The sequence below is a fragment of the Winogradskyella marina genome (assembly GCF_015645385.1).
In the GTDB taxonomy this organism is placed as follows: domain Bacteria; phylum Bacteroidota; class Bacteroidia; order Flavobacteriales; family Flavobacteriaceae; genus Winogradskyella; species Winogradskyella marina.
The window spans coordinates 647,879-674,509 of sequence record NZ_JADOET010000001.1 but is presented as its reverse complement, the minus strand read 5'-3'; the positions used below and the strand labels follow the sequence as shown (position 1 = coordinate 674,509).

The 26,631-nt window shown below is 33.5% G+C and carries 24 protein-coding genes and 1 tRNA gene; 22 read left to right on the top strand and 3 right to left on the bottom strand.

Translation table 11 applies throughout. The features are described 5' to 3' along the window. The first annotated feature begins 118 nt into the window (after positions 1–118). The 14 genes from ITJ86_RS02735 (at position 119) to ITJ86_RS02670 (ending at position 15,836) form a co-directional block, all read left to right on the top strand. Positions 119–568: a ferritin-like domain-containing protein gene (locus ITJ86_RS02735; protein ID WP_195870062.1), complete on the top strand. Its 450-nt coding sequence runs from the start codon at positions 119–121 to the stop codon at positions 566–568. Positions 569–880: 312 nt separating this feature from the next. Beyond that, on the top strand, positions 881–5,260 hold the full coding sequence (gene dnaE / locus ITJ86_RS02730; RefSeq protein WP_195870061.1) for a DNA polymerase III subunit alpha: 4,380 nt from the start codon (positions 881–883) through the stop codon (positions 5,258–5,260). Between the two features lie 223 nt (positions 5,261–5,483). Beyond that, entirely contained in the window at positions 5,484–6,146 is a 663-nt protein-coding gene (gene ribB, locus ITJ86_RS02725; protein ID WP_195870060.1) for a 3,4-dihydroxy-2-butanone-4-phosphate synthase, read from the top strand. After that, complete coding sequence (locus tag ITJ86_RS02720) at positions 6,147–6,722, top strand: Crp/Fnr family transcriptional regulator (protein ID WP_195870059.1); 576 nt, start codon at positions 6,147–6,149, stop codon at positions 6,720–6,722. A 139-nt stretch (positions 6,723–6,861) separates the two neighbouring features. Then, complete coding sequence (locus ITJ86_RS02715; protein WP_195870058.1) at positions 6,862–7,425, top strand: TetR/AcrR family transcriptional regulator; 564 nt, start codon at positions 6,862–6,864, stop codon at positions 7,423–7,425. Between the two features lie 64 nt (positions 7,426–7,489). Then, positions 7,490–8,236, top strand: a complete 747-nt coding sequence (locus ITJ86_RS02710) for an SDR family NAD(P)-dependent oxidoreductase (protein WP_195870057.1) — start codon at positions 7,490–7,492, stop codon at positions 8,234–8,236. Between the two features lie 106 nt (positions 8,237–8,342). Beyond that, positions 8,343–9,323, top strand: coding sequence for an alpha/beta fold hydrolase (locus tag ITJ86_RS02705; RefSeq protein ID WP_195870056.1), 981 nt, complete (start codon positions 8,343–8,345; stop codon positions 9,321–9,323). A 9-nt stretch (positions 9,324–9,332) separates the two neighbouring features. Further along, positions 9,333–10,301: an alpha/beta fold hydrolase gene (locus ITJ86_RS02700; RefSeq protein ID WP_195870055.1), complete on the top strand. Its 969-nt coding sequence runs from the start codon at positions 9,333–9,335 to the stop codon at positions 10,299–10,301. A 301-nt stretch (positions 10,302–10,602) separates the two neighbouring features. Beyond that, positions 10,603–10,920 (top strand): thioredoxin, encoded by a 318-nt coding sequence (gene trxA, locus ITJ86_RS02695; RefSeq protein WP_195870054.1) that lies wholly within the window; start codon positions 10,603–10,605, stop codon positions 10,918–10,920. A 152-nt stretch (positions 10,921–11,072) separates the two neighbouring features. Further along, entirely contained in the window at positions 11,073–12,002 is a 930-nt protein-coding gene (locus ITJ86_RS02690; protein WP_195870053.1) for a DUF58 domain-containing protein, read from the top strand. Between the two features lie 77 nt (positions 12,003–12,079). Next, positions 12,080–12,153 (top strand) — tRNA-Asp (locus ITJ86_RS02685). A gap of 678 nt (positions 12,154–12,831) precedes the next feature. Then, positions 12,832–13,008 (top strand): hypothetical protein, encoded by a 177-nt coding sequence (locus ITJ86_RS02680; RefSeq protein ID WP_195870052.1) that lies wholly within the window; start codon positions 12,832–12,834, stop codon positions 13,006–13,008. A gap of 155 nt (positions 13,009–13,163) precedes the next feature. Then, positions 13,164–15,161, top strand: coding sequence for an ATP-binding protein (locus ITJ86_RS02675; RefSeq protein ID WP_195870051.1), 1,998 nt, complete (start codon positions 13,164–13,166; stop codon positions 15,159–15,161). A gap of 6 nt (positions 15,162–15,167) precedes the next feature. Beyond that, positions 15,168–15,836, top strand: coding sequence for a response regulator (locus tag ITJ86_RS02670; RefSeq protein ID WP_195870050.1), 669 nt, complete (start codon positions 15,168–15,170; stop codon positions 15,834–15,836). A gap of 236 nt (positions 15,837–16,072) precedes the next feature. On the opposite strand, the gene ITJ86_RS02665 is transcribed toward ITJ86_RS02670, so the two are convergent. Further along, a complete protein-coding gene (locus tag ITJ86_RS02665) occupies positions 16,073–16,570 on the bottom strand; it encodes a DUF456 domain-containing protein (protein WP_195870049.1) in 498 nt (165 codons plus the stop codon). A 216-nt stretch (positions 16,571–16,786) separates the two neighbouring features. Here ITJ86_RS02665 and ITJ86_RS02660 point away from each other — a divergent pair, with 216 nt between their 5' ends. From ITJ86_RS02660 to ITJ86_RS02640, 5 genes are all read left to right on the top strand, one after another. Further along, a complete protein-coding gene (locus ITJ86_RS02660) occupies positions 16,787–17,146 on the top strand; it encodes a BlaI/MecI/CopY family transcriptional regulator (RefSeq protein WP_195870048.1) in 360 nt (119 codons plus the stop codon). A gap of 2 nt (positions 17,147–17,148) precedes the next feature. Continuing rightward, on the top strand, positions 17,149–19,440 hold the full coding sequence (locus ITJ86_RS02655) for a M56 family metallopeptidase (protein WP_195870047.1): 2,292 nt from the start codon (positions 17,149–17,151) through the stop codon (positions 19,438–19,440). 13 nt (positions 19,441–19,453) lie between these two features. After that, positions 19,454–20,584 (top strand): tetratricopeptide repeat protein, encoded by a 1,131-nt coding sequence (locus ITJ86_RS02650; RefSeq protein ID WP_195870046.1) that lies wholly within the window; start codon positions 19,454–19,456, stop codon positions 20,582–20,584. A gap of 115 nt (positions 20,585–20,699) precedes the next feature. After that, positions 20,700–21,176: a hypothetical protein gene (locus tag ITJ86_RS02645; protein WP_195870045.1), complete on the top strand. Its 477-nt coding sequence runs from the start codon at positions 20,700–20,702 to the stop codon at positions 21,174–21,176. A 48-nt stretch (positions 21,177–21,224) separates the two neighbouring features. After that, positions 21,225–21,869, top strand: coding sequence for a porin family protein (locus tag ITJ86_RS02640; protein WP_195870044.1), 645 nt, complete (start codon positions 21,225–21,227; stop codon positions 21,867–21,869). Between the two features lie 76 nt (positions 21,870–21,945). Here ITJ86_RS02640 and ITJ86_RS02635 read toward each other — a convergent pair whose 3' ends face one another. Together ITJ86_RS02635 and ITJ86_RS02630 are read right to left on the bottom strand one after the other, a co-directional pair. Continuing rightward, entirely contained in the window at positions 21,946–23,088 is a 1,143-nt protein-coding gene (locus ITJ86_RS02635; protein ID WP_195870043.1) for a glycosyltransferase, read from the bottom strand. Continuing rightward, the gene (locus tag ITJ86_RS02630; protein WP_230080192.1) at positions 23,085–24,104 is read right to left on the bottom strand and encodes a lysylphosphatidylglycerol synthase domain-containing protein; all 1,020 of its coding nucleotides are present in this window, start codon (positions 24,102–24,104) and stop codon (positions 23,085–23,087) included. The genes ITJ86_RS02635 and ITJ86_RS02630 overlap by 4 nt, the downstream gene beginning before the upstream one ends. On the opposite strand from ITJ86_RS02630, the gene ITJ86_RS02625 reads away from it, so the two are divergent. The 3 genes from ITJ86_RS02625 to hemW all read left to right on the top strand — a co-directional run bounded on the left by ITJ86_RS02625 (position 24,084) and on the right by hemW (position 26,570). Then, on the top strand, positions 24,084–24,722 hold the full coding sequence (locus tag ITJ86_RS02625) for an outer membrane beta-barrel protein (protein ID WP_195870042.1): 639 nt from the start codon (positions 24,084–24,086) through the stop codon (positions 24,720–24,722). The genes ITJ86_RS02630 and ITJ86_RS02625 overlap by 21 nt on opposite strands. Positions 24,723–24,755: 33 nt before the next feature. Further along, a complete protein-coding gene (ruvC, locus tag ITJ86_RS02620) occupies positions 24,756–25,310 on the top strand; it encodes a crossover junction endodeoxyribonuclease RuvC (RefSeq protein WP_195870041.1) in 555 nt (184 codons plus the stop codon). Between the two features lie 126 nt (positions 25,311–25,436). Continuing rightward, a complete protein-coding gene (gene hemW, locus ITJ86_RS02615) occupies positions 25,437–26,570 on the top strand; it encodes a radical SAM family heme chaperone HemW (protein ID WP_195870040.1) in 1,134 nt (377 codons plus the stop codon). Positions 26,571–26,631 lie beyond the last annotated feature (61 nt).

The window sequence follows — 26,631 nt, the reverse complement described above, 5'->3', positions numbered from 1 at the left end:
GCCTTTGTTAAAGGTGTTAATTTCTTCGTTTTCTCCTGCTGATTCTTTTATATTGTTTATGGTTGTGAAACAATAACCAACCTAAAAGAAATTATTGAGAATTTAAACACATTATAAAATGAATTTTTCAAAAGATATATCAAACAAACTAAACGAATTATTAATTAAAAATTACGATGCTGAAAAAGGCTATTTAAATGCTGTCGATAATATTGAAAGTGATAGACTTAAAATGTTTTTTAAACGAAGAGCCTCTGAGCGTAGCGAATTTGCTAAGGAATTAAGAACTGAAATATTACAATACGGTGAAATTCCAGAAGACTCAGGAAGTTTTAAAGGTACAATGCACCGAAATTGGACAAGCCTAAAAGCTACCTTTTCCTCTAACAACGAAGAAACAGTTTTAGAAGAAGCCATAAAAGGTGAGAAAGCCAGTTTAGAAGAGTACAATGAGTTACTCAAAGAACGAAATTTGCCACCAACTATTGATGCCTTATTGTTAAAGCATAAAAATGCAATACAAGCAGCGATTAATACAGAAAAAGTGCAAGAAGAATTAGTATCGTAATTAACATACCAAATCGAAAAAAGTCAGCCTTTATAGGCTGGCTTTTTTTTATGTTCAAAACTCTTCATAATTTCATTTCAGATAAGTACAAATTCTACGTAATTTTATCAGCTATTTTATTTGAAAATTTGCTGTCATTTCTTGCGAAGTCGAGAAACCTATAAATGGTTTTTGTAAAAGACGCTTCGACTTTACTCAGAGTGACATTTTGAAGCATTTCAGATTTTATAAAAATTTACAATTAGAGTTTTCTCTTTGTGCCTTATGCGCCTCTGCGAGAAACAACTTAACGTCAAACAACGCAACAAAAGCATGTACTTAATATTCGATACCGAAACCACAGGATTACCAAAACGTTGGGATGCACCAATTACAGACACCGATAATTGGCCAAGATGTATCCAGATTGCATGGCAATTGCACGATGGTATGGGGAATTGCATTGCGCATGAGGATTATTTGGTGCAACCAGAAGGCTTCAATATTCCTTATGATGCCGAAAAAATTCACGGTATTTCAACCGAATTGGCTCAAGAACAAGGTGTACCACTTTCTGAAGTTTTAGAGAAATTCAATGCGGCTTTAGCGAAAACCAAATTTGTAGTCGGACAAAATGTAAAGTTCGATTTAAATATTATGGGAGCCGAATTTGTGCGTGAAGACGTCACAAATCCACTTCAAGAATTACCAGTTTTAGATACCTGTACAGAACACACAGCAAGTTTGTGTCAGATTCCTGGAGGACGTTATGGGAAATTTAAATTACCAACCTTAACAGAATTACACCAATATTTATTCAACAAACCATTTGCCGAAGCACACAATGCCACAGCCGATGTTGAAGCGACCACGCGTTGTTTTTTAGAATTGATTCGTCGTAAGCAATATACTAAGGAACAGCTCGATGTAGAGCCTGAATATTTTGAGAATTTCACGCAAGAAAATCCTGCTGAAATTCAATTAATTGGCTTAAAACACATTAATCTTAAGAAGGAAAGTGCTAAAATAAACGCACGTCTTCAAAAAGAACAAGCCACACCAATTGTTGTTGATAAGGAAGCGGCTTCACAAATAAAAGATGTTGATTTTGCGCATTTGCATAACCATTCGCAATATTCCATTCTTCAATCCACCATAAGTGTTAAGGATTTGGTGGCTGCAGCGGCAAGGGAAAATATGCCAGCCGTTGCCATGACCGATCACGGAAATATGATGGGAGCGTTCCACTTTGTGAGTGCCGTTTCTGGGCATAATAAAAAAGTAAAAGCCCAACATGAAGAAGCTGAAGAGGCTGGACTAGAAAAGAAAGGCAAAATAATAAAGCCAATTATAGGTTGTGAATTCTTTGTTTGTGAAAATCACGCAGACAAAACTCGAAAGGACAACGGTTACCAAATTGTGTTACTAGCGAAGAATAAAAAAGGCTATCATAATTTGGCGAAATTATCGTCTGCAGCCTTTACTGATGGGTTTTACTACGTACCTAGAATTGATAAAAAACTGATAGAACAATACAAGGAAAATTTAATCTGTCTTACAGGAAACTTGTATGGCGAAGTGCCAAGTAAAGTGTTGAATGTTGGTGAAAATCAAGCCGAAGAAGCCTTGTTGTGGTGGAAAGAGACGTTTCAAGATGATTTATATATCGAGTTAATGCGTCATAACCAGGAGGATGAAAACCGCGTAAATCCTGTGTTGATCCAATTTGCAAAAAAGCACGATGTTAAATTAGTCGCTACTAACAATACCTATTATGTTGACCAAGAAAATGCTAATGCGCACGATATTTTATTGTGTGTAAAAGATGGCGAAAAACAAGCCACACCAATTGGTCGTGGTCGTGGTTATCGCTACGGTTTGCCAAATCAGGAATACTATTTTAAGTCTTCGGAGGAAATGAAGGCTTTGTTTAGAGATGTGCCTGAAGCCATTGTGAATATCCAAGAAGTCGTCGATAAAATTGAACCTTATGAGTTGGCTCGAGATGTCTTATTGCCTGCTTTCAATATTCCAGAAGAATTTAAACACAAAGAAGATGAAGCTGATGGTGGTAAACGTGGTGAGAATGCGTTTCTAAAGCATTTAACTTACAAAGGTGCAGAAATCCGCTATGGTGAAATCACGCCAGAAATAAAAGAACGTCTCGATTTTGAGTTGAGCGTTATTGAAAACACAGGATATCCAGGTTACTTCTTAATTGTTGAGGATTTTATTCGCGAAGCCCGAAACATGGACGTTTCCGTTGGTCCTGGTCGTGGTTCGGCAGCAGGTTCTGTGGTGGCTTATTGCTTGTGGATTACCAATATAGACCCGATTAAGTACGATTTACTTTTTGAGCGTTTCCTTAATCCAGACCGTGTGAGTATGCCCGATATCGATATCGATTTTGATGATGAAGGTCGTGGTCGTGTTATGGATTATGTGATCGAAAAATATGGGGCTAATCAAGTGGCTCAGATTATTACTTACGGAACGATGGCTGCAAAATCTTCGATTAGAGATACGGCCAGAGTTTTAGATTTACCGCTTAATGAAGCCGATCATATTGCGAAATTAATTCCGTTGATGTCCAAACTCGGAAAGATTTTTGGACTTTCGGAAAAAGAATTGGCCAGTAAATTTAGAGCCGAAGATTTAGAGAAAATTAATGAGCTTTTAAATATTTCTGATGGAGACGATTTGCAAGCCGAAACCATCAACCAAGCTAGAATCTTGGAAGGATCGGTTCGTAATACAGGAATTCATGCTTGTGGAGTCATTATCACACCAGGTGATATCACCAATTATGTTCCCGTTTCCTTAGCGAAAGATTCCGATTTATATGTCACACAATTTGATAACTCTGTCGTTGAAAGTGCAGGGTTATTGAAAATGGATTTCTTGGGCTTAAAAACCTTGACTTTAATTAAGGATACGGTTAAGATTGTAAAGGCGAAGCACGACATTGATTTAGACCCCGATAGTTTTCCGCTCGATGATGTAAAAACGTACGAATTATTTCAACGTGGTGAAACCGTTGGTGTCTTTCAGTATGAATCGCCTGGTATGCAAAAACACATGAAGAATCTTAAGCCTACGGTTTTTGATGATTTAATTGCCATGAATGCTTTATATCGTCCTGGTCCAATGGAATATATTCCAAGTTTTATTGCGCGAAAACATGGTGATGAAGAGATTGTGTACGATTTACCAGAAATGGAGGAGTACCTTCAAGAAACGTATGGTATTACGGTTTATCAAGAGCAAGTGATGTTGTTGTCTCAAAAATTGGCAGATTTTACAAAAGGTGAAGCCGATGTTTTGAGAAAGGCCATGGGTAAAAAGCAGATTGCGGTTTTGGATAAGATGAAACCAAAATTTATTGAGCAAGCGAGTGCCAAAGGTCTAGACGCTAAAAAACTCGAAAAAATCTGGAAGGATTGGGAAGCCTTCGCCAGTTATGCTTTTAATAAATCACACTCTACTTGTTATGCATGGATTGCTTACCAAACGGCGTATTTAAAAGCGCATTATCCAGCAGAATATATGGCTGCGGTTTTATCTAATAATATGAATGATATTAAATCCGTAACCTTCTTTATGGAAGAATGTAAACGGATGAGATTACCAGTGTTAGGACCGAGTGTTAACGAGAGTTTCTATAAGTTTTCGGTAAATAAAGACAATGCGGTTCGGTTTGGAATGGGAGCGATAAAAGGAGTAGGACATGGAGCTGTAAAAACCATCGTTGAAAACCGAAAAGAAGATGGTCATTATAAATCCATTTTCGATTTGGCGAAGCGTATCGATTTACGAGCAGCCAACAAAAAAGCTTTTGAAGGTTTAGCCAATGCAGGCGGTTTTGACTGTTGGCCAGAAACCCATAGAGCACAATATTTTGCACATGATGGTGATGGTATTACCTTTTTAGAAAAAGCGGTTAAATATGGTGCTAAGCATCAAGAAAATGAAAATTCGGCGCAAGTCAGTTTGTTTGGTGAAGCCAGTGATGTTCAGATTGCAGAGCCGATTGTACCACCATGTGAAGATTGGGGAACGATGGAAAAATTATCTCGAGAGCGAGAAGTTGTAGGGATTTATATTTCTGGTCATCCACTCGATGATTTTTCAATTGAAATGAAAACGTTTTGTAACGGAGTGGTTGCACATTTTAATAATTTAGAAGCTATTGTCAATAAAGAAGTTACGTTTGGAGGTGTGGTTACAGATGTACAACATCGCGTGAGTAAACAAGGGAAAGGTTGGGCGATTTTCACAATAGAAGATTATACTGATAGTTTTGAATTCCGCATTTTTGGGGAAGATTATCTTAAGTTTAGACACTTCTTTGTGATTAATTCATTCGTGTATGTACGCGCTTTTGTTCGTGAAGGTTGGGTAAACAGGGACACCGGAAAAAAAGGGGATCCTAGGATTCAGTTTAATAGTTTCCAGTTGTTGCATGATGTGATGGATACCTATGCTAAAAAATTGTCCATTCAGCTTAATATTAGGGATTTAGAGCGAGAAACAGTTTCTGTGTTATATGATTTAATAAAGTTCCACGAAGGCAATCAAACCTTAAATTTTGTGGTGTATGATAATGCTGAAAAAATAAAAGTACAGATGCCAAGTCGAAAAAATAAAGTCAAGATTTCGCAACAGCTCTTAAATAGTTTAAAGGAGAATGATATCATGTATAAGTTGAATTAGAAAGTTTCTTTGAGAATTTGAACAATAAAAAGAAGATTGGTAAATCCGATACGATACCTATGTTTGTGATAAATAGCTTGCGTGTTTCTCTTCAGACTCCGATTTTTTTTTATTATCTAAAACCAAACCAATAGGTTTTATTTAAATAAATTTATTGACATAGATCAAATAGTTTAATTTGAGCCGACACTAGTTTTGTGCCCAACTTAATCAGAATTAAATAATGGTACTTACAGAATTAGATAGATTAAAAATTTTTGGTAACAACGCTCAAGAACGCATAGAAAAAGCTATCGAACACCTCAGAAATGGCAATGGCATTATCTTAATGGATGATGAAAACAGAGAAAACGAAGGTGATTTAATATTCTCAGCGCACCACATGACAAACGAACAAATGGCCCTTATGATTCGTAAATGCAGTGGTATTGTATGTCTGTGCTTAACCAATGAAAAAGCAGATGCGCTTAAGTTACCTTATATGGTAAAAGAAAATACCAGTAGTTTTCAAACGCCTTTTACCATCTCAATCGAGGCTAAGGAAGGGGTTACAACAGGAGTTTCGGCTAAAGATAGATTGCAAACAATCAAAGTAGCTTCTCATGAGGGTGCTACAAGTAGGGATTTGGCAAAACCTGGTCATATCTTTCCGTTAAGAGCGAATAATAATGGGGTTCTTGAAAGAAATGGACATACAGAAGGCAGTGTAGATTTAATGAAATTAGCCGGGTTAAAACCAGAGGCCGTACTGTGTGAATTAATGAACGACGACGGTACAATGGCAAAAATGGATACTATTACCGACTTTGCATTTACACATAACTTGATGGTTCTATCAATTCAGGATATTGTTCATTATCGTAAATTTGTGAGAGATTACAACTAAATGAAAAACGATATTGAACTTACTAATTTTATAAAAAAGAATATAGATATTAAGGATGCCGATTTAAAAATTGTGCTGTCTTATTTTAAAACCATTAAGAAGAATAAAAAAGACATTTTACTAGCTCATGGCAAAAATAGTCAGGTAAGTTATTTTGTTAAAAAAGGCTGTCTAAGGTTGTATTATATTGATGAGCATGGTAAAGATATCACACGGTATATTGCATTCGAAAATCAATTTGCAACCGAATTGGTTAGTTTTATAACAAACGAACCTGCGCAAGAAACGATTCAGGTTATCGAAAACAGTGAACTTTTATACATTTCCCACGATGACTTTAGACATCTGATGACCATCGTACCTAAATGGAAAGATTTTTATAGTGTCTATTTGGAAAAAGCCTATGTAAATAATTCAAAAAGACTATTATCATTTACCACGCTAGATGCTTCAGAGCGCTATAAGCAGTTATTTAAGGTTAATCCTAATATTGTTAAACGGTTACCTAACAAAATAGTAGCATCTTATATTAATATTTCACAAGAAACTTTGAGTAGGATTAAATCTAAACTCTGATGTCTCACTACTTATCATTGAATTTATTCTAGGGCTAAAGGACTTGATTTTCAGGTATTAAATAGATGTCTAAGTCTTTAAAATAAAAAAAAATAGACAGACTTGTCTGTTTTTAAAAAATAGTTTATATATTTGCATCATGAAACATGCCGAAGTAAAACATAGAATTACAGAAACGGCCTCATTTTTATTTTATAAGAATGGGTATAATTCTACAGGTATCAATCAAATTATTGCCGAAGCAGGAATTGCTAAGGCAACATTATATAATCATTTTAAATCTAAAGAAGAGATTTGTCTGGCGTATCTTCAGTACAAGAACATCAATTTTTTAGGGGATTTTGAAACGTTTACAACGTCTAAGCCAAAAGGGAAAGATCAGATTTTAGCGATATTCGATTTCCTTCAACTGTTTTATCAAGATAAAGATTTTAATGGCTGTTGGTGTATTAAAACCGTTTCGGAAATTCCAAAAGATAATGAGATGATCCGGAATGAGATTCAATCACAAAAAAATGATTTTATTGCCATCATAGCAAAATTGATTGCTAATAATTTAGAACAAGTGAAAAGTGCGCAAGTAAATTCACTCGCAAGACAGATTTATTTACTCTACGAAAGTGCCGTAGGAGAAAGTCACTTGCATCAAGAGGATTGGCCTATTATGGAGTCTAAAAATTTATGTGAAAAAATAATAGCCTAAAAAAATTTGAACAAACAAAGACAGACTTGTCTGTCTAATTTTAATACTTAAATAAAAAAATAAAATGAAAGAATTTGAAAACAAAGTAGCCTTAGTCATTGGAGGAACAAGTGGCATAGGTAATGCCACTACAAACGCCTTATTAGAAGGTGGAGCAACCGTACATATTGTAGGTAGAAATACGGATAAAATTGCAGACGCACCAAACTTAGTGAAACACACAGCAAACATCTCTAGTACAACAGACGTGGATGCTTTAATCGCTAAAATTGAAGACTTAGATAACTTAGACTATTTGGTAAACGCTTCAGGGATTTTTGGTCCTAAACCTTTTTTAGATCATACGATGGAAGACTACAATTCGTATTTAGATTTAAACAGAGGCTTCTTTTTTATCACACAAAGTGCTGCTAAAAAAATGAAAGCGACTCAAGGTGGTTCTATCGTAAACGTCGGTTCTATGTGGGCAAAACAAGCTGTAAAAGCAACACCTTCTACAGCCTATTCTATGCAGAAAGCAGGTTTACATTCGCTAACACAACATTTAGCAATGGAATTAGCAGAAGATAATATTCGTGTGAACGCCGTGTCTCCTGCCTTAGTCAATACGCCTGTTTATCATGGTGTTTTTGGAGGTGAAGCAGCAGCCAAAGAAGCCTTAGTTGGTTTTAATGGTTTTCATCCAATAGGTCGTTTTGGTGAGTCGGAAGATGTTGCCAATAGTATTATCTTTTTATTGTCAGACAAGGCTGCTTGGGTAACAGGTGCCATTTGGGATACCGATGGAGGTGTTATGGCTGGTAGAAATTAAAAACCTAAAAATAATTATGAAGCCATAATCGTAACTCATTTCGGTTATGGCTTTTCTGTTTTATAAGTCTCAAAATTATTTTGAGATTTAAATTTGAATTCAAACTATGAAAAATTTAGTCCTAATCTTAAGTATTGTTTTATTGTTTTTTTCTTGTAAAGAGGAGGTAACATCAGAAACATATCGTGTTTCTAAAGCAAGAACATCTAAGGTAACAAGTGAAAAATCAACATTAAAATATAAAACATTAGAGGTTAATGGAATTAACATTGCCTATAGAGAAGCTGGTGATCCTAAAAATCCGACTATCGTTTTACTTCATGGTTTTCCTGCATCATCGTATCAATATAGAAAAGTGTTAGCACAATTATCTAACGAGTTTCATTTAATTGCTCCTGATTATCCTGGTTTTGGGAACAGTGATTTTCCAGACGTGGACACGTTTACTTACACATTTGATAATATTGCGACTACGATGGAGTCCTTTTTAGAGCAAAAAAATATTAATTCTTATGCTATAATGATTCAAGATTATGGCGCTCCTATTGGATTTCGTTTAGCTACTGCGCATCCTGAACGAATTACAGCCATCATTAACCAAAACGGTAATGCTTATGAAGAAGGTTTAGGTGAGGCTTGGGCTGGCATAAAAGCACTTTGGAAACATAGAACTAAAGAAACGGAAGCGGCGCTATTGCCTGCATTTTCTTTAGAAGGTTTAAAATGGCAATACACTCATGGAGTTAGAGATACTGAAACTGTAGATCCGGATACTTACAATTTAGATTATTTAAGGCTCTCTAGACCTAACGCACATGCTGTAAATTTAGATTTGTTTTACGATTATCAGAATAACGTAAAATTATACCCAAAATGGCAGCAATATTTAAGAGATCACCAACCTCCATTATTAATAGTTTGGGGTAAAAATGATGCGTTTTTTCCTGAAAGTGGATCCGAAGCGTTTAAAAAAGATGTAAAAGACATTGATTATAATATTTACGACACAGGCCATTTTGCATTGGAAGAAGAAGGGGATGCTATTATTGAAAATATGAGAGTATTCATGAGAAACCTGAATAAATAGATATAAAGTATGAAACAATTTGCACTAACATTGATTATTATAGCGTCTTTATTTGGTTGTCAAAATACTTCAGAAGACACCAAAAAACAATTCTTTTTACCGCCAACGACGACATATAATTATGTGGAAATTGATAGTGTAAAACTGTTTTATAGAGAAGCAGGCGATAAAAGCAAACCAACAATTGTATTACTTCATGGCTATCCATCGTCTTCACATTCGTATAGGCATCTTATTCCTATGTTGGCAATGTATTATCATGTGATTGCACCAGATAATTTAGGTTCGGGTTATAGCACGCATTTAAATCCAAGTAATACGACGTATACGTTTGATTTATTAGCGGATTATACAGAGAAGCTAATCAATACACTTGAAATTAAGAATTATGTCATGTATATGCAAGATTTTGGTGCTCCCGTGGGTTACCGAATGATGATGAAAAATCCCAAACGGATTGAGGCTTTAATTGTTCAGAATGCGAATGCGTATTTAGATGGTTTAACGCCTAAACGGCAAGATTTTTTTAGAACGGCACAAACCGATACCTCACAAGCTAAGTACGATTTCTTATACAGTCTTACAGGTAAAGACGCGATAATTAACAAACAATACTTATTTGATTTAGACAGTTCAAATATCAATATACAAAGTCCGGATGCATGGACGCATGATCTAGCATTTCTAAGCTCTGAGAAAGACAGGGCAATTCAGGTACAACTGTTTCAGGATTATAATACCAATTTAATACGTTATCCAAAATGGCAAAAGATGTTGAGAGAAAATCAACCTAAAACCTTAATTGTTTGGGGCAAAAAGGATTTAAAGTTTACTGCTGATGGAGCAAAGGCTTATTTAAGAGATTTACCTGATGCGGAATTACACTTATTGAATGCTGGGCATTTTGCGGCAGAAGAAAAGACTAAAGACATTGCAAAACTCATTTTAGAATTTTTGTCTAAGACTGGTTTAGAGTAAAGGACTTTATGCGAGACGTACTTAATGTTCGTATTAAAGGAAAAGGCTTGTCTTTATCCTGAATTTGCGCAAAGGATGGAAGTGGCATCCTTTTTTGCCATTAAAAGCAAAAAAGATATAACGGACAGCCTGACCCTTTGGGTTGCGCCCCAAAACCAATACATATAAGTCCTCTATAAAGCTATAACCAAAACATATACAGGCTTTGTAAGGTTTGCCAATTATTTTGACTAATTTTGTAATTCTAACGGAATTATGTTAGAAGAAAAGTGAAGTACAATACATTAAAAAAATAAATATTATGGCATTAGAAATAACAGATGCAAATTTTGAAGAAACAGTATTAAAGAGTGATAAGCCAGTAGTAGTTGATTTTTGGGCTGCTTGGTGTGGACCTTGTCGTATGGTTGGACCAATCATTGACGAAATCAGTACAGAATACGAAGGTAAAGCTATAGTTGGTAAAGTAGATGTTGATGCGAATCAAGAATTTGCTGCTAAATATGGTGTTAGAAACATACCTACTGTTTTGGTTTTTCAAGGTGGAGAAGTTGTTGGTCGCCAAGTTGGAGTAGCACCTAAAAAAGCATACTCAGACGCTATCGACGGACTTTTATAATCACGATTTGAAATAAGTTTCTAAAAGAAATGATAAAAGGTTTGCCAAAATGGTGAACCTTTTTTAGTTTGGACAAAGAAGTAAAAGAGTATTAGGTAATTAGTACAAAGTATAAAGTGTCTTCCCTTTGGGAAGGTTAGGATGGGCTTTTTATGGATTTACAACACGAATTAAATAAAGCAGGTGGATTTAAAAACCTTGAATTGTTAGCAAAACAAGTCGTGGAAGGCTTTATTGCTGGCATGCATAAGAGTCCTTTTCATGGGTTTTCGGCTGAATTTGCTGAACACAAAATTTATAATCCTGGAGAAAGTACCAAGCATATTGATTGGAAATTATATGCCAAAACAGATCGTTTATATACGAAGCGCTATGATGAGGAAACCAATTTACGTTGTCATATTATTTTAGACAATAGTAGTTCTATGCATTATCCAGAAACCGCTGGTACATCTATTGATAATTTGAATAAAGTGGCATTTTCGGCTTTGGCGAGTGCCTCGTTGATGCATATTCTTAAAAAGCAACGCGATGCTGTTGGTTTGAGTATTTATAGCGATAATTACGATTTTTATTCACCTGAAAAGGGTAGTGAGCGTCATCATCAAATGTTATTGCATAAATTGAGTGAGGCTGTGGTGTCTAAACCAGAAACTAAAGCGACAGAAACATATAGGTATTTGCATCAGATTGCAGAGAAAATTCATCGGAGATCATTGATTTTTGTCTTCACAGATATGTTTCAAACATCGGAAGATGATGAAAAACTGTTTGAAGCCTTACGACATTTAAAGCATAATAAGCATGAAGTGGTCTTATTTCATGTGTTTGATAAAGAAAAAGAACAAGCTTTTGATTTTGACAATAGACCAAAGCGTTTTATCGATGTTGAAACTGGAGACCACATTAATTTGTACGCAGATAACATTAAGGAAAATTACGAAAAAGCTGTAAAAGAGTACTTTGCGGACTTAAAAATTAAATGTGGTCAATACAGAATTAAGTACGTTGAGGCTGATATTAATGCTGGATTCAGCAGCATTCTCACCACATATATGATAGAGCGACAAAAATTTATTTAGAATAATATCTTTTTTTTTTAGTTTTTTGTTTGTCAAATTAAAAATCCAGTGTATATTTGCACTCGCAATTAAGCAACGGTCTGGTAGTTCAGCTGGTTAGAATGTCGCCCTGTCACGGCGAAGGTCGCGGGTTCGAGTCCCGTCCAGACCGCTAAAATTGCAAAAAAGAAGCTTCAAGAAATTGAGGCTTTTTTTAAGCAATTTAACGACGTTGTGTTGTTCTCAGAGAAATCTGAGAAGTAGTTTACCAAAGTAATTTGGTATTCCAATGAGAAGCTTTCCTTTCTTTCTGAATAAGAAGATTGGGATGCTTTTTTGTTTTTATGCAAAATGTAGTATTTATCACATGTGACTTTATTAAAACTATTGTGTCTTATAAACGCTATTAACCAACAAAAAAAAGGTGCGATAAGAAATTGTTGCCCTTTTTTTTATGCTGTTTAATCAAGTTAATGGCAACTTAAAACGCTGGGTTTTACTCGTGTGGCAAACATTTAGACTCGGCTGTATGCCTGAGTTTTCAACAGGTTATTAACAAAAAACATGTAGTTGGTCGTGTAATATTAGCGCTTAATCGATGTTAAATTTGGATAATATAGAAATATGTTTATATTTGTAGTCCTTTTTAAGCTCTCAAATCACTTATTAAGGACAATTTTAATCCATTACTATTAGACATTTATATGTCTAGAAACGTCCCTCGTTTTAATTTTAGTATCGTTTTAGGCCTCGCCTAAAAATTTTTAATTATCCATTCCCTTCCCTCAGTGTATCGCTATAGCGTTACCGATTTTGATAATAGTAAATTTTTAACCCTAAAATAATACATATGAAAACCCTAAAAATTACTTTTGCTTTACTAGCTGTTATGTTATTAACTGTATCTGGTGTACAATCAGATCGTGTTTCTGTAAATGATGAAGACAATACATCTGTTCAAAAACCAACTAATATCGACCTTTTAGCACATAGAAAAGCAAAACTTAAAATCATTACAAAAGGTTAATGATATAAATTTAGTTTTAATTTTAAGCCCTTACACTACGTAAGGGCTTTTTGTATTTTCTATATTCTTGGTAAGTGAAGATATTTTAACTTAAATTTGATTTCATTAATCAACGGTTTCATTAATTGAATTTTAAAAGCTTTACTTCTATCTGCTTGGTATTAATATCGAGTCTTGGTTTTTCACAGTCGCTCAGTGATAAGGTGTTGGTAGACAGTATTCAAAAATTAGTCAATTATTCTTCGGATACTAACTTAAATGAAGCCAAACGTTTTGGATATGCTGAAAAAGCAAATGTGTTGGCTAAGTCGTTGGGCAATGACTCTATTAACCTTTTAACTAATAGTAATGTAAAAGATTTTTACGTAAGGCAAGGAGATTTAGAAGCTTATAAAATAGCTAATAGAAAACTAATTGTTTTATCTGAAAAATTAGAAGATTCTTTAACATTAGGACATGCGCATTATGGTTTAGCGTATTCACTATCTACACAATATCAAGACAGCGCATATTCTCATTTTAGTAAAGCTGTAAAGATATTTGACAAATTAAATGAAAGAACTTTACTCTCTTATGGTTTGGGTAGTTTGGCTAGCTTACAGCTAGATGGTAAAGATTATTTTGGAGCTGAAGAAAATGCAGTAAGAGCTCTAAAAGTCTTAGATGGAGTTGATGAAACTAATGATATTTTAGACCAAAAATGGATTCTTTACAATCTTCTTGGAAACGTCGCTAATTCTTTGAAAAACTATGACAAATCCTTAGAATATCATTATGAAGCAATAGATGTGGCTAAAGCGATGGACGATGATTTTAATAACGAAATCTATTCTCTTAATAATATCGCTTATGTCAAAGGAGAACAAGGTTTATATGACGAGGCCGTAAAAATTTATAAAGACATTTCTCAACGAAAAAACTTAAGCATCGAAGACCCTTCTTTTTATGCTTTAATATTAGAGAACTTAGCATATTCCACTTATTTAACAGGAACCTACGATAAAAATACAGTAGAACATCTTTTTGAAAGATCTTATACCATTAGCGATAGTATAGACGATCCTATAACTAAAACCTATGCCACCATTAGCATGGCTAAATATTATAAAGGTATTGGAGAAAGCGCGAAGGCAAAGTCGTTTGCTATAGATGCTTACAATTTAGCCAAGCGTCTTAATTCTAATGAGATTTACTTAGAATCAATGAAATTGTTGTCTGAATTGAATGAAGGTGAAAAAGGTAAGATGTATTTAAATGAATACATAAGGGTTAGTGATAGTCTACTTAACGTTGAGCGAAACGTAAGAAATAAATCTGCTAGAATTGAGCTTGAAACGGATAAGCTTGCGGCAGAAAACAAACAAATATCTAAAGAAAACCTATACTTAGTTATTCTCTCAATTGGTCTGTTACTTACCGCAATATTGACGTACTTGTTCATTGCACAACGTGCTAAAAACAGAAAATTGAAGCTTATACAAGTTCAGCAAAAAGCTAATGAGGACATTTATAATTTAATGTTAGGTCAACAAGATAAAGTAGATGAAGCTAGAGCAAAAGAAAAAACAAGAGTGTCAAAGGAGTTGCACGATGGTGTTTTGGGTGGACTCTTTGGTGTACGTTTAAGTTTAGATAGTATTAATTTTCAAGAAGGAAAAGAGGCGATGATGACTCGGGCAAAATACATTAGTCAGCTTCAAACAATAGAACAAGATATTCGGAAAATATCACACGAGTTAAATACTGATTTTGTATCAGGTTCTGGGTTTATTGACATTATTAGAGAGTTAATAGAAACACAATGTGATGCCTATGGTTTAGAGCATAAATTTAATTATACTGACGATATTAACTGGGATTTAATATCTAATAAAACAAAAATAAATTGCTTTAGAATCATCCAAGAATCGATGCAAAATATATATAAACATGCCAATGCAAAACACATTGAAATTAGTATTTCATTAGAAAATAACTTAATTTGCTTAGCTATTATTGACGATGGATCTGGTTTTGATACCTCTAAAAGTAGAAAAGGTATTGGTTTAAAAAACATGCATTCTCGAGTAGATGATATCCAAGGCAGTATACTATTTACGTCTAAGCCTGGTACAGGAACAACTGTTAATGTAAAAATTCCCTACACAAATTAAATTCAAATGGACCACATCAAAATATTAATGGTAGATGACCATCCCATAATTATTGAAGGCTATCAAAATGTGTTGATGGCGACTAAAAAAGAGAATCAAACATTATACATTGATACAGCAAATAACTGCGATACTGCAGTAGCTATGATGGAACGCGCATCAAAAAAGTACCCGTATCACGTTTGTTTTTTTGATATTAGCTTACCAGGTTCGGCAGATGGGAAATATGCTTCTGGTGAGGATTTAGCGTTATTGGCAAAGCGTATAATGCCAAGAACAAAGATTGTAATTTTAACGATGTTTAATGAAACGTATAGAATACATAATATTATAAAGGAAATCGATCCAGAAGGATTTCTTATAAAAAGTGATTTAACATCTATGGAATTAGCTGATGGTTTTCAGCAGATTTTAAAATCGCCTCCATACTATAGCAGTACAGTAAGTAATTATACTAAAAAAGCAATTTCGAGTGATATTTATGTCGACGATATTAACCGAAAAATTTTGCACTTATTATCCCAAGGCATAAAAACTAAAAGTCTAAATGAGTATTTTGATATTTCTACGAGTGCCATAGAAAAACGTAAAAAACAGCTTAAAAATTTGTTTTCTGTTGAAGACGGAAATGACGAAACTTTACTAAAAGAAGCGCGAGAAAAAGGATTTTTATAAAAAATATAAAGAAAATTGCCGATTTTAAGATGTTATAAAACGCTTGAAATCACCATAAAACATGAAAACTACGGTTTTACCACAGTAAGTTTACGGTTTTTCCACAGTAAAAAGTTAAATGTGTTTTATATATTTACAATTGTCAACAAGAGTTAATTAATCCCTTATTAAGTATTTGTTGAATTAATAGCAAGAATAAAAACCTAGTTATATGTTATATAGCTAGGTTTTTTCTATTAAAACCAATAGGTATTGTGTTCTGAAATTTTCACAATAAAAAAGCCTAAGTAAATTATAGCGACAATAAATTTTAAAAAAGTTGAAGCAATAAACCCTAGGAACGACCCAAAAGCAGCTTTCAGAGCTTTGTTAAAATCATTTTTATAGATCATCTCGCCAATAAGCGCACCAACAAAAGGGCCAATAATAATACCAAAAGGAATAGGTGAGAACAAACCAACAATTAAGCCTAGAGTTGTGCCTATCATTCCGGCTCTACTACCACCAAAACGTTTGGTACCAATGGCTGGAATGATGTAATCTAAGACATAAATAAAAATAGCAATTATAAGCGTCATGATTAAAAACGTCTGACTCAATGTTACACCTTCTGTAAAATGAAGCACCAAAAGACCTGCCCAACTTGTTAGAGGTCCAGGTATAACTGGTAGAAAGCTACCAAGAATTCCTAAAATCATTAAAAGTAGTGCAATAAGCACTAGAAATAGTTCCATATAAATACATTCAATTCATAAATAAGACGTCATAACAGTGCATTTGTTACATTTTATTAACTAAAAAATTAGTTTGAACTAAATTTTTAGTTATATTAGCGGTGTGATTTGAAAATATCATACAGCGTATCCTGAATTTGTTTCGGGATTTCAAATTAGTATTAAAACTGAATTTCATTATATATTAATGAGATTCTGAAACAAGTTCAGGATAAAATGAAACAATTAACAAAAGCCGAAGAAGAAATTATGCATGCTTTATGGCAACTTAAAAAAGCCAATGTAAAAGCAATTATTGAAACACTGCCAGAACCAAAGCCTGCATATAATACGGTATCTACAATCGTAAGAATTTTAGAGTCTAAAGGTTTTGTAGACTATGAAAAAAAGGGAAAAGGCCATGTGTATTTTCCTATAGTTGCTAAAGAATCTTATAGCAATCAATCTATTAATAAATTAGTAGATAATTATTTTCAAGGCTCTTTTAAAAGTATGGTGTCTTTCTTCGTTCAGAAAAATGATGTGGATGTTAAGGACATTGAAACTTTACTGAACGAAATCAATAAAAAGGACTAATCATGTTGTATTCTATTCTTCAAATTATCGCATTTCAGGCTTTGTTTTTATTGATTTACGATTTGTTTTTAAAACGAGAAACCTTCTTTAATTATAATAGAGCGTATTTAATTGTAACCTCAATTTTAGCGCTTGTATTACCATTTCTAAAGTTTCCAGAGTTAAAAACAATGACCACTAGAGATATGGTCATTCACTTGCCAGAGGTGTTTATCGGAACCAAAACACCAACGGTTTACGATATACAAATTGCCGAACAAGCAGGTATTATTTTAGAACAGCCACAAACACCTATTTGGCAACAAATTGTTGTAATAGGCATTGTCTTTACAGCCTTAATTTTTCTTGTAAAACTCACCAAATTATTTTGGTTAAAATACAAAAATCCAAAACGTTGGAAAGGGAATGTGCTTATTGTTCATTTAATAAAAAGTAGTGCTGCGTTTTCATTTTTCAACACTATATTCTTAGGAGAACGTATTTCAGAAACAGAAAAACCTACGATATATGAGCACGAGTTGGTGCATATTAAAGAATTTCACACGGTAGATTTATTGTTTTTTGAACTGCTCAGAATTTTGTTTTGGTTCAATCCGTTAGTGTATCTGTATCAAAATAGAATTAAGGAGTTACACGAATATATTGCCGATGCTAAAGCCGTAAAACAAAGTGGAAAAAAAGACTACTACACAAGTTTACTCAATCAGGTATTAGACGTTAATCAGGTGTCTTTTACCAATACATTTTTCAATAAATCATTAATCAAAAAACGAATCGCTATGTTACAAAAATCAAAATCAAAACAGCTCAATCTCATCAAATACGCGTTGTTAATTCCTATGGTATTTGGGATGTTAATCTATACATCAACAGAAGTTAGAGCGCAGCAAAAATCAACGCAAAAAGAGCAAGTTGCTAATCAAGAATTAACAGATGCTGAGTTAATAAAAAAGTACTATGATAAATATGTTGCCATGGAAAAAAGTGGTTCAACGTTTTTCGAAATTTCAGATTATGCAGGACCTGCAGATAAGAGTATGATGAAATATCTACTCAGTAGAACAGAATTCTTAAAAATGAAAGCATATGGACAATATATTTCTGATGGTATTGCTCAAAGAAAATCTGAAGATGGAACCTTATCTCAGAAAGATGTTTCGACTTTAGGTTTAATGAGAATGGATAAGTTTGAAACTTATGACGATTTTAAAGCCTTTAAAAATACAAAAGCTGAAAAAGAACGATGGGAATCTCATACGCAGGATGGCATTTTAAGACTATATGTAGAAGACGCTGGTAATAAAACAGAAGCAGAAACAAAACGTTTTAATGATTTAGTAAATCAGCTTGAAAACAATGATTATTTTAAGAAACTTGTTATTTCTAGTAATACCACAACGTTGATTCTAGATGCACCAAATACTCAAAACCGAGAAACTCATGTGCTTAAAGACAAGGTGCAACGTGTAGAAGTTCCATTTTCTGTTGTAGAAGAAAGTCCTACACTACCTGAGTGTAAAGACTTAGAAACTAATTTCGAACGAAAAAATTGTATGAATAATTTTGTTAATAAACACATTGGTAAAAATTTCAATACAAGTGTCGGAGATAATCTAAGTCCAGGAAGAAAACGCGTTTTTGTGCAATTTAAAATTGATACCCTTGGTGCCGTTAAGGATATTGTTGCCAGAGGGCCAAGCCCAATGTTAGAGGAAGAAGCTAAACGTGTTATTGCGACATTACCTCAATTTATTCCAGGGAAACAAAAAGGAAAAGTTGTTGTAGTGCCTTTTTCTGTGCCAATCGTTTTTCAAGTTAAAGGAGATGAGGTTAGTAGTCCTAAAAAAGATAGTTTACAAATAATTAAAGAGCATAAGCAATTAGCAACTGCATTACGAAAATCCCGTCAAGATAATGCGAAACCATTAGAATTTGTTCCGTTTTCTCGAGTAGAAGTCGCACCTACACTTCCAGATTGTAAATCGGTTTCTAATGATAAAGAACAAAGACAATGCACTAACAATAAAATATTGAGTTCAATCAATAAAAACTATAATACTAGCATTGCGGCTTCAGTGGGTTTATCATCAGGTAGAAAACGTATTTTTGTACAATTTATAATCGATAAAGAAGGAAACACTAAAAACATAGTTGCAAGAGGTCCACATCCTCAATTAGAAGAAGAAGCGGTTAGAGTCATAAAATTATTGCCTCAGTTTATTCCAGGTGAACAAAAAGGGAAAGCTGTAGATGTGGCATTTTCAATTCCAATTACTTTTCAAGTTGTAGACTAAAACCATATAAATTATGAAATTAAACCTGTGGCTCTTATGTTTTGTTTTTACCATTAATTTATGTTCTCAAAATCTAAAAGAAGAGGCCGATGATTTTTATAATAATGGCAATTTTTCAAAAGCTATAGAAACGTATCAGGCTTTAGATAATTTAGATGTTGTTTACGATGAGATTGCAAAGGCTTATATGGCAATCGGTAATTACGGTGAAGCTTTAGTAAATTACGAAAAAGCGATTACAGCTAATCCAGAAGATCTTTTGGTACAGTATGAATACGCAAAACTTTTATCTAGAACTAAAAAGTACGATAAGGCAAATCAATTGTTTTCAAACTTAATCGCATCAGATAGTTTAAACCCAAATTACTATTACGAATTAGGTGTCGTTTTAGAAAAGCAAAAAGATACAACGTCTTTGCAAAAGTTTTTACATACGTTTGGCTTAGATCAAACGCATCAAAAAGCGGTTTTTAAAATTGCCAAACATCATCTCATTAAGCGAAATTTTTTGGAAGCTCATAAGTATATAGATCGCGGTTTAGAAAGTTATAAAAATAATGTAGAGCTTATAAGTCTAAAAGCGCAAACCTATTACCACCAAGAATATTATACACATGCTGTGGTTTGGTTTAATAAACTTTTAGATTTGGGCGAAAAGTCTGAGTTTATTCATGAAAAATTAAGTTTAAGTTATGCTCAAAATTCAGATTACAAAGCTGCTATTTACCATAGACAACAGGCTTTAAAATATAATCCATATGATGCCAATGCTATTTTTGTTATTGGTAACTATTATCAACGTTTAGAGAATTTTGAAGAGGCCGAAAAACATATCACACTAGCTTTAACCATGAAAGATCTTCCCCTTTCAGACGAATATCAACAATTAGGAACCATTTTTAATCGCCAGAAGAAATATGACCAAGCTATTAAAGCGTTTCAAAAATCGTTAAAAGAAGATCCTTCAAATAAGATGTCTGAGTTTTTTTTACTGCGAACAAAAGACGAATATTACGCAGATGTTGATAGTAAAATAAAGTTGTACGAGCAATTTATTGAGAAAAACGAAAAGAACCCATTTGTGAGTTATGCTCAGGGGAGATTAAAAGAATTGAAGGAAGAAAAATTTTTAGCAGGAGAGTAAAAATTGAAACAAAAACTGAAATAAACACATTAATCGGATTCGTAATTCTAAAAGCGAAGTGGACTGCCCTCTTTTTGAATAAAAAATTGTACTTTTCGCTATTAGAATACTAGTAATGAATCGAATTGTTTGTCTTTTAATCTTACTTATCGCAACTTCTTGTGATTATTTTGAAAAGAAGAAAGTCTATCCTGAAGAACTTCTTGAGGAAGAACTGCAAACCTTTAATTGGAACGAGGTAGATACATACCCAACATTTATTAATTGCGAATCTTTAACCGAAAAGATAGAACGAAAAGTCTGTTTTCAGAATACCTTAATTAATAATGTTAATCACTATTTAGAAACGCAAAACTTAGTGGTTTCTAATGATGTAAATGATACCATTACTTTAAACATAAAAATTGATAAAACAGGGCAATTAGAAGTAGAATCCATTAAAATTCACCCTGAAACTATACAAGAAATTCCTGAAATTGACAGTTTGCTGCGTCAGAGTTTAAAAGGCATTCCTAAAATATATCCAGCGATTAAAAGAAACCAACAAGTGACTACAGCTTTTGAGCTGCCTGTGATTGTTAGGATTAATTAAAACTATCTAGCTAGCAAAAGAAATAATTAAATTAAGCAACTCTAAGTTATGAAGAATATCAAACTACTTTTACTTGCATTGGGATGCGTCTTTACGTCTCAGATAAGCGCCCAAAATGATTTTAAAATTGGTGTTAATGCAGGTCTCAACTATCCGAGTAATAGAGGCTATGTCTACGCTAAAAACAACAATTTTAAAATCGGACATTTATTTGGAGTTACCTTAGAATATTACCTCAAAGAAAACCTCTCAATAAAAGCAAATGTTAACTACGAGCGAAAGGTTAGAAAAAAGCAATTAACCTATTTTAATAATCAAGCAGAAGAAACAGGAAAGGAAAATTTTGAGGACCTCTATGAATATATCAATATACCAATTGTATTAAAACACGAATTTGGAAACTCTAAATTCTTTGTCAATGGAGGCGTGTTTGTCAATTATTTATTTAATCAAAAATTAGATACAGATTATCCTAATGACAATAGAATTAGTAAAACGGAACAGAAAAAAATTGACTTTGGACTTTCGGTTGGAATAGGAACTATTATTGCACTTAACGAAAAAAACGAATTAACCATTGAGTTAAGAGACGACTTGGGAGTTATAGATACAGGCGGAGTTCCTGAAATTTATGAGGGATCCATAAATACTAATGCTGTTAAATTAATATTAGGTTGGAATTTAGGGATTTAATATCCTGTAAATTTTTGCTTATCCTGCAAGGCGGCCAATAACTTGTAGATTTTTATAGTTGAAGTAATCAATGCTTTTACTTAGCAAAACGTCTGCCTTTCCAGTTATAAGGTGTAAAGAATGATAAAAAAGCGATACAGACATTAAAAATTGGATATAAAAAACTCGAAAAGACGTAAGACACTAAAAGTGTTTCCTGCTTAAAAAAGCGTACTGTTTTAAATAACAATAAGAAGTCGATACTAAGTTTAATAACAAATAAAGCTATAGCTGTTTTTAGCGTTATACCATTGAAATACATGGCAGGAAGTAATCCTAAACACACAAAATTTCCCAAGAAAACGATTAATCCAACGGCCTTTGTAAACCAATAGGTGTTTTGGCTTGTTTTAGAAGCCCAACGCAACCGTTGCTGAATTAAATCAGTCATGGTTTTTGTAGCATTTGTGGTGACAATCGCATGTCTAGATTTTAGATACTGTACTTTTTTAGCGTCTAGTTTTATAAATTTTTCAAGTAGAAACACATCGTCACCACTTGCTATAGTATCGTTGCCTTCAAAACCTTTAACGGATTTAAATTCAGATTTTCGATAGGCAAAATTAGCACCATTGCATAAGAATGGTTTTTTAATACCAAAGCCACCAATAGTTGCACCTTGTAAACTCAAAAAATCCAAGGTTTGAAAACGATTTAAAAACGACGTTTTACTATGATATGTTACAGGAGCTACAATGCAATTTGAATGGTTTAGCTGAATACAATCATTAAAAGTATCGAGCCAGTATTGAGGCAAAATACAATCGGCATCAGTAGTTACAATCCAATCATATTTTGAAACCCTAATAGCAGATGTTATCGCATCTTTTTTTGGGGAATTAGATGTTCTCTTATTTTTAATGACCTGAATGTCACCTTGAGCGCAGTCGAAAGGTCTATCGGAAATCAATTTATTTAGTATAGCAACCGAATCATCCTCAGAATCATCATCAACTAAAATAACTTCAAACATGGATTTTGGGTAATTCAATTTTGAAATGGACTCTAATAGTTTCGGTAGATTTTCAGCTTCATTTCGAAACGGAATAACCACAGAAAATGTTGTCTTTAATGGTAAATCTTGCATTTTAAAATCGTCAACCTTATTAAATCCATAACTCAACCATCCTATAATAAATAGATAGGCCATTATGATAAAAATGAATAAAAACGATATCATTTTGCAACGGGTTTTGGAAGTTTAAAATTAAGCACAAAATAACTTCCAAATAGACTTGGAATCACAAAATTGAGCAACCACATTAGGCTTGTGGTGGATAGAATGATAAATTCATTCACGCCAAGATAACTGAATAAAAATACAGCGACACTGCCTTTAATTACTACATCGAAAATTGAAATGGATGGCACAATTGACGCTAATAAATACATACTCGTTATAACGACCATAGCATCATAATAACTAATATTGACACCAAAAATGAGTAATAAATAATACAATTGAAATGAAAATATAAGATAGCGCGTTAATGAAAAAACCAGATTAAACCCATGTGATTTTAAGGGAATAGATGTTATAAAATTGATGATTGAAGCAAATGAAAATCCTTTTATTTTAAAACGGTTTTGTTTACTAGCAAGCCAAACAAATAACCCAATTAATAACATTAGGATTCCAACAATTACAATCTTATAATAACTAACAGCAATAGGATAGCGATTTATAAATATTAAAAGCCCAATGCCACCCAAAATTGTAGTTATGGTCATTTGCGCCATGTTTCCTAACAGGTTCAGTAATACAATTTTTGTTCGTAATGTTTTGGCATAGTAAATTGCTTTCGCACCATAATCACCGATACGGTTTGGTGTTATTAACGATGCTGTTAAGCCGGCTAAACTTTGTTCTAATGCAGATGTAAAGGAAATGGATGTAATATATTTAACTAAATATCGCCATTTTAAAATTTCAAAAAACCAGTTAAAAAAGCTTAAAATCATTAAAATAATGATGTTTTTAAAAGAAAAAACATCATTTTCTTTCAAAAAAGACAGAAAACTGCTGAATTCTAATTGGTCGTTTTTAATAATTTTAGAATAAATAAAAGAAAATGCAGCAACAACAATACTCAACTTAATAAGTACAAAGAAGAATTGTTTAATTTTGTGAGGTACATTGTAACGCATACTACAAATAAAATCAAAAACTAACAGATGCAATACTATTTTAAACAATACCTTTTCTATTTTGCTATCGTTTTAATAACATGGAGTAGTCAAGCACAATTAAAAGATACAGCACAATGGAAAGCGTTGTTTGCGGTTGGAGTTAATTATGCAACTACAGACGGGTTTGTGAAAGGCTCTTATGCAAAGGCTATGAATTTTCCAACCGTTAATCTAGGCGTTCAGCATATGATAAAACGAGAATATGGTGTAAAATTAGATTATGGTTTTAACCGTTTTAAAAACCATGAAGATACACCAGAATTTAAAATTAACTACTCTCGGATAAATGCTCAGTTTGTTTTTGATCCTTCTAACTATATGGGCTTTCTTCCAAGGCGATTTCGAACGGTTCTTCACGCAGGACCAGGAATGTCTTTTGTAAAGCCATTGGGAACCTTAGGCGATAATAAGCAGTCTTTCGTTAACCTATTAGGTGGTTTAGAGTTGCATTATGCCATTAATGAAAAAGTTTCAGTATACACAGATGTTGCCTACATATACGGATTAACATCCTTAGATGATTACGATCCTGTACAAAATGGCTTAGGTGCTTTTAATGGCAGTGTTTTTAACCTTACCTTTGGCTTAGCGGTTTCGTTAAGCGGTTGTCAGTATTGCGATTAACTAATAAGATATCCATTTACTTGGGTAATAAATATGAGCAAAGAAAAAATTATATTAGGCATAGATCCTGGAACTACCATTATGGGTTTTGGACTCATAAAAATTGTGGGTAAAAACATGGAATTTTTGCAGCTCAATGAGCTTATACTAAAAAAGTACGATGATCATTATCTAAAACTCAAACTTATTTTTGAACGCACGGTAGAACTCATTGATACCTATCATCCAGATGAAATTGCGATTGAAGCACCATTCTTTGGTAAAAATGTACAGAGTATGCTTAAGCTAGGACGCGCACAAGGAGTTGCCATGGCTGCAGGTTTATCTCGCGAAGTGCCGATTACAGAATATGCACCTAAAAAAATTAAAATGGCAATTACCGGAAATGGAAATGCTAGTAAAGAGCAGGTCGCTAAAATGTTGCAAAGCATGTTAGGACTTAAAACTATTCCTAAGAATTTAGATTCAATGGATGGTTTAGCTGCTGCTGTTTGTCATTTTTATAATGAAGGTCGCGTTGAGGTTGGCAAGAGTTATTCAGGTTGGGCTTCTTTTGTGAAACAGAATGAAGATCGCGTTAAAAAGTAACCTCTTTGTCATTTCTACGAAGGCAAACAAACCTTTAAGTTCAGCGAAACTAATCTAATTATTATGAAGCATTTTTTTCCTATTCCACTAAGTTGATATTACAATAAGCCCAAACGAAAAAACTAAATGAGCGGCATATACATCCACATACCATTCTGCAAGCAAGCATGTCATTATTGCGACTTTCATTTTTCAACCTCATTAAAGAAGAAAGATGAATTAGTAAATGCCTTGTGTCGAGAATTAGTACTTCGTAAAGATGAGTTTAAAAATACGAGTGTAGAAACCATCTATTTTGGAGGTGGCACACCAAGCTTATTGGCTAATGAGGAATTACAGGTTTTAATTGACTCCGTTTATCAAAACTATCAAATTTCTGAACATCCTGAAATTACGCTCGAAGCCAATCCGGATGATTTATCTAAAGACAGAATCATAGAACTCGCTAAAAGTCCAATTAACCGCTTATCTATAGGTATTCAATCTTTTTTTGAAGCCGATTTAAAACTGATGAATCGCGCACACAACGCAAACGAAGCTATAGAATGTTTATCTGTGGCGACGCGCCACTTCGATAATATTTCTTTAGATTTAATTTATGGCATTCCAGGAGCTTCAAACACACAATGGTTAAAGAATATTGAAATGGCATTAGAGTTTAATGTGCCACATATTTCGAGCTATGCGTTAACGGTTGAGCCAAAAACAGCTTTAGCATCGTTTATAAAAAAAGGTGTGATTGAGGATGTTGATGACGAGCAAGCACACCAACAATTTCATCTGTTGAAAGAAACATTGGAAGCATCAGGATTTGTACATTATGAGTTGTCTAACTTTGGAAAAGAAAGTTATTTCAGTAGAAATAATTCGGCTTATTGGCAAGGGAAGTCCTATTTAGGTATTGGACCTTCGGCACATTCGTTCAATGGCAAGCAACGCGGTTGGAATGTGAGTAACAATTCAAAATATATAAAAGCTATTCAACAAAACGAGTTACCTATAGAAATAGAAACCTTAACACCAACAGATCAATATAACGAATATGTAATGACAGGGTTACGAACCATTTGGGGAGTGTCGTTTTATAAAGTTGAAAACGACTTTGGAACCGTTTTTAAAGATTATTTAATTGAGCAATCCAAAGTTTTTATAAATCAACAATTATTGTATATTGATGATGGACATTTACGTGTCACAAAGCAAGGACAATTTTTAAGTGATGGTATTTCTAGTGAACTATTTATGCTGAATTCGTTTTAATATATGTTTAAATTTGTACACCAAAAAAATGGCTTTATGCAAAGTGTCAGTCTGAGCGCAG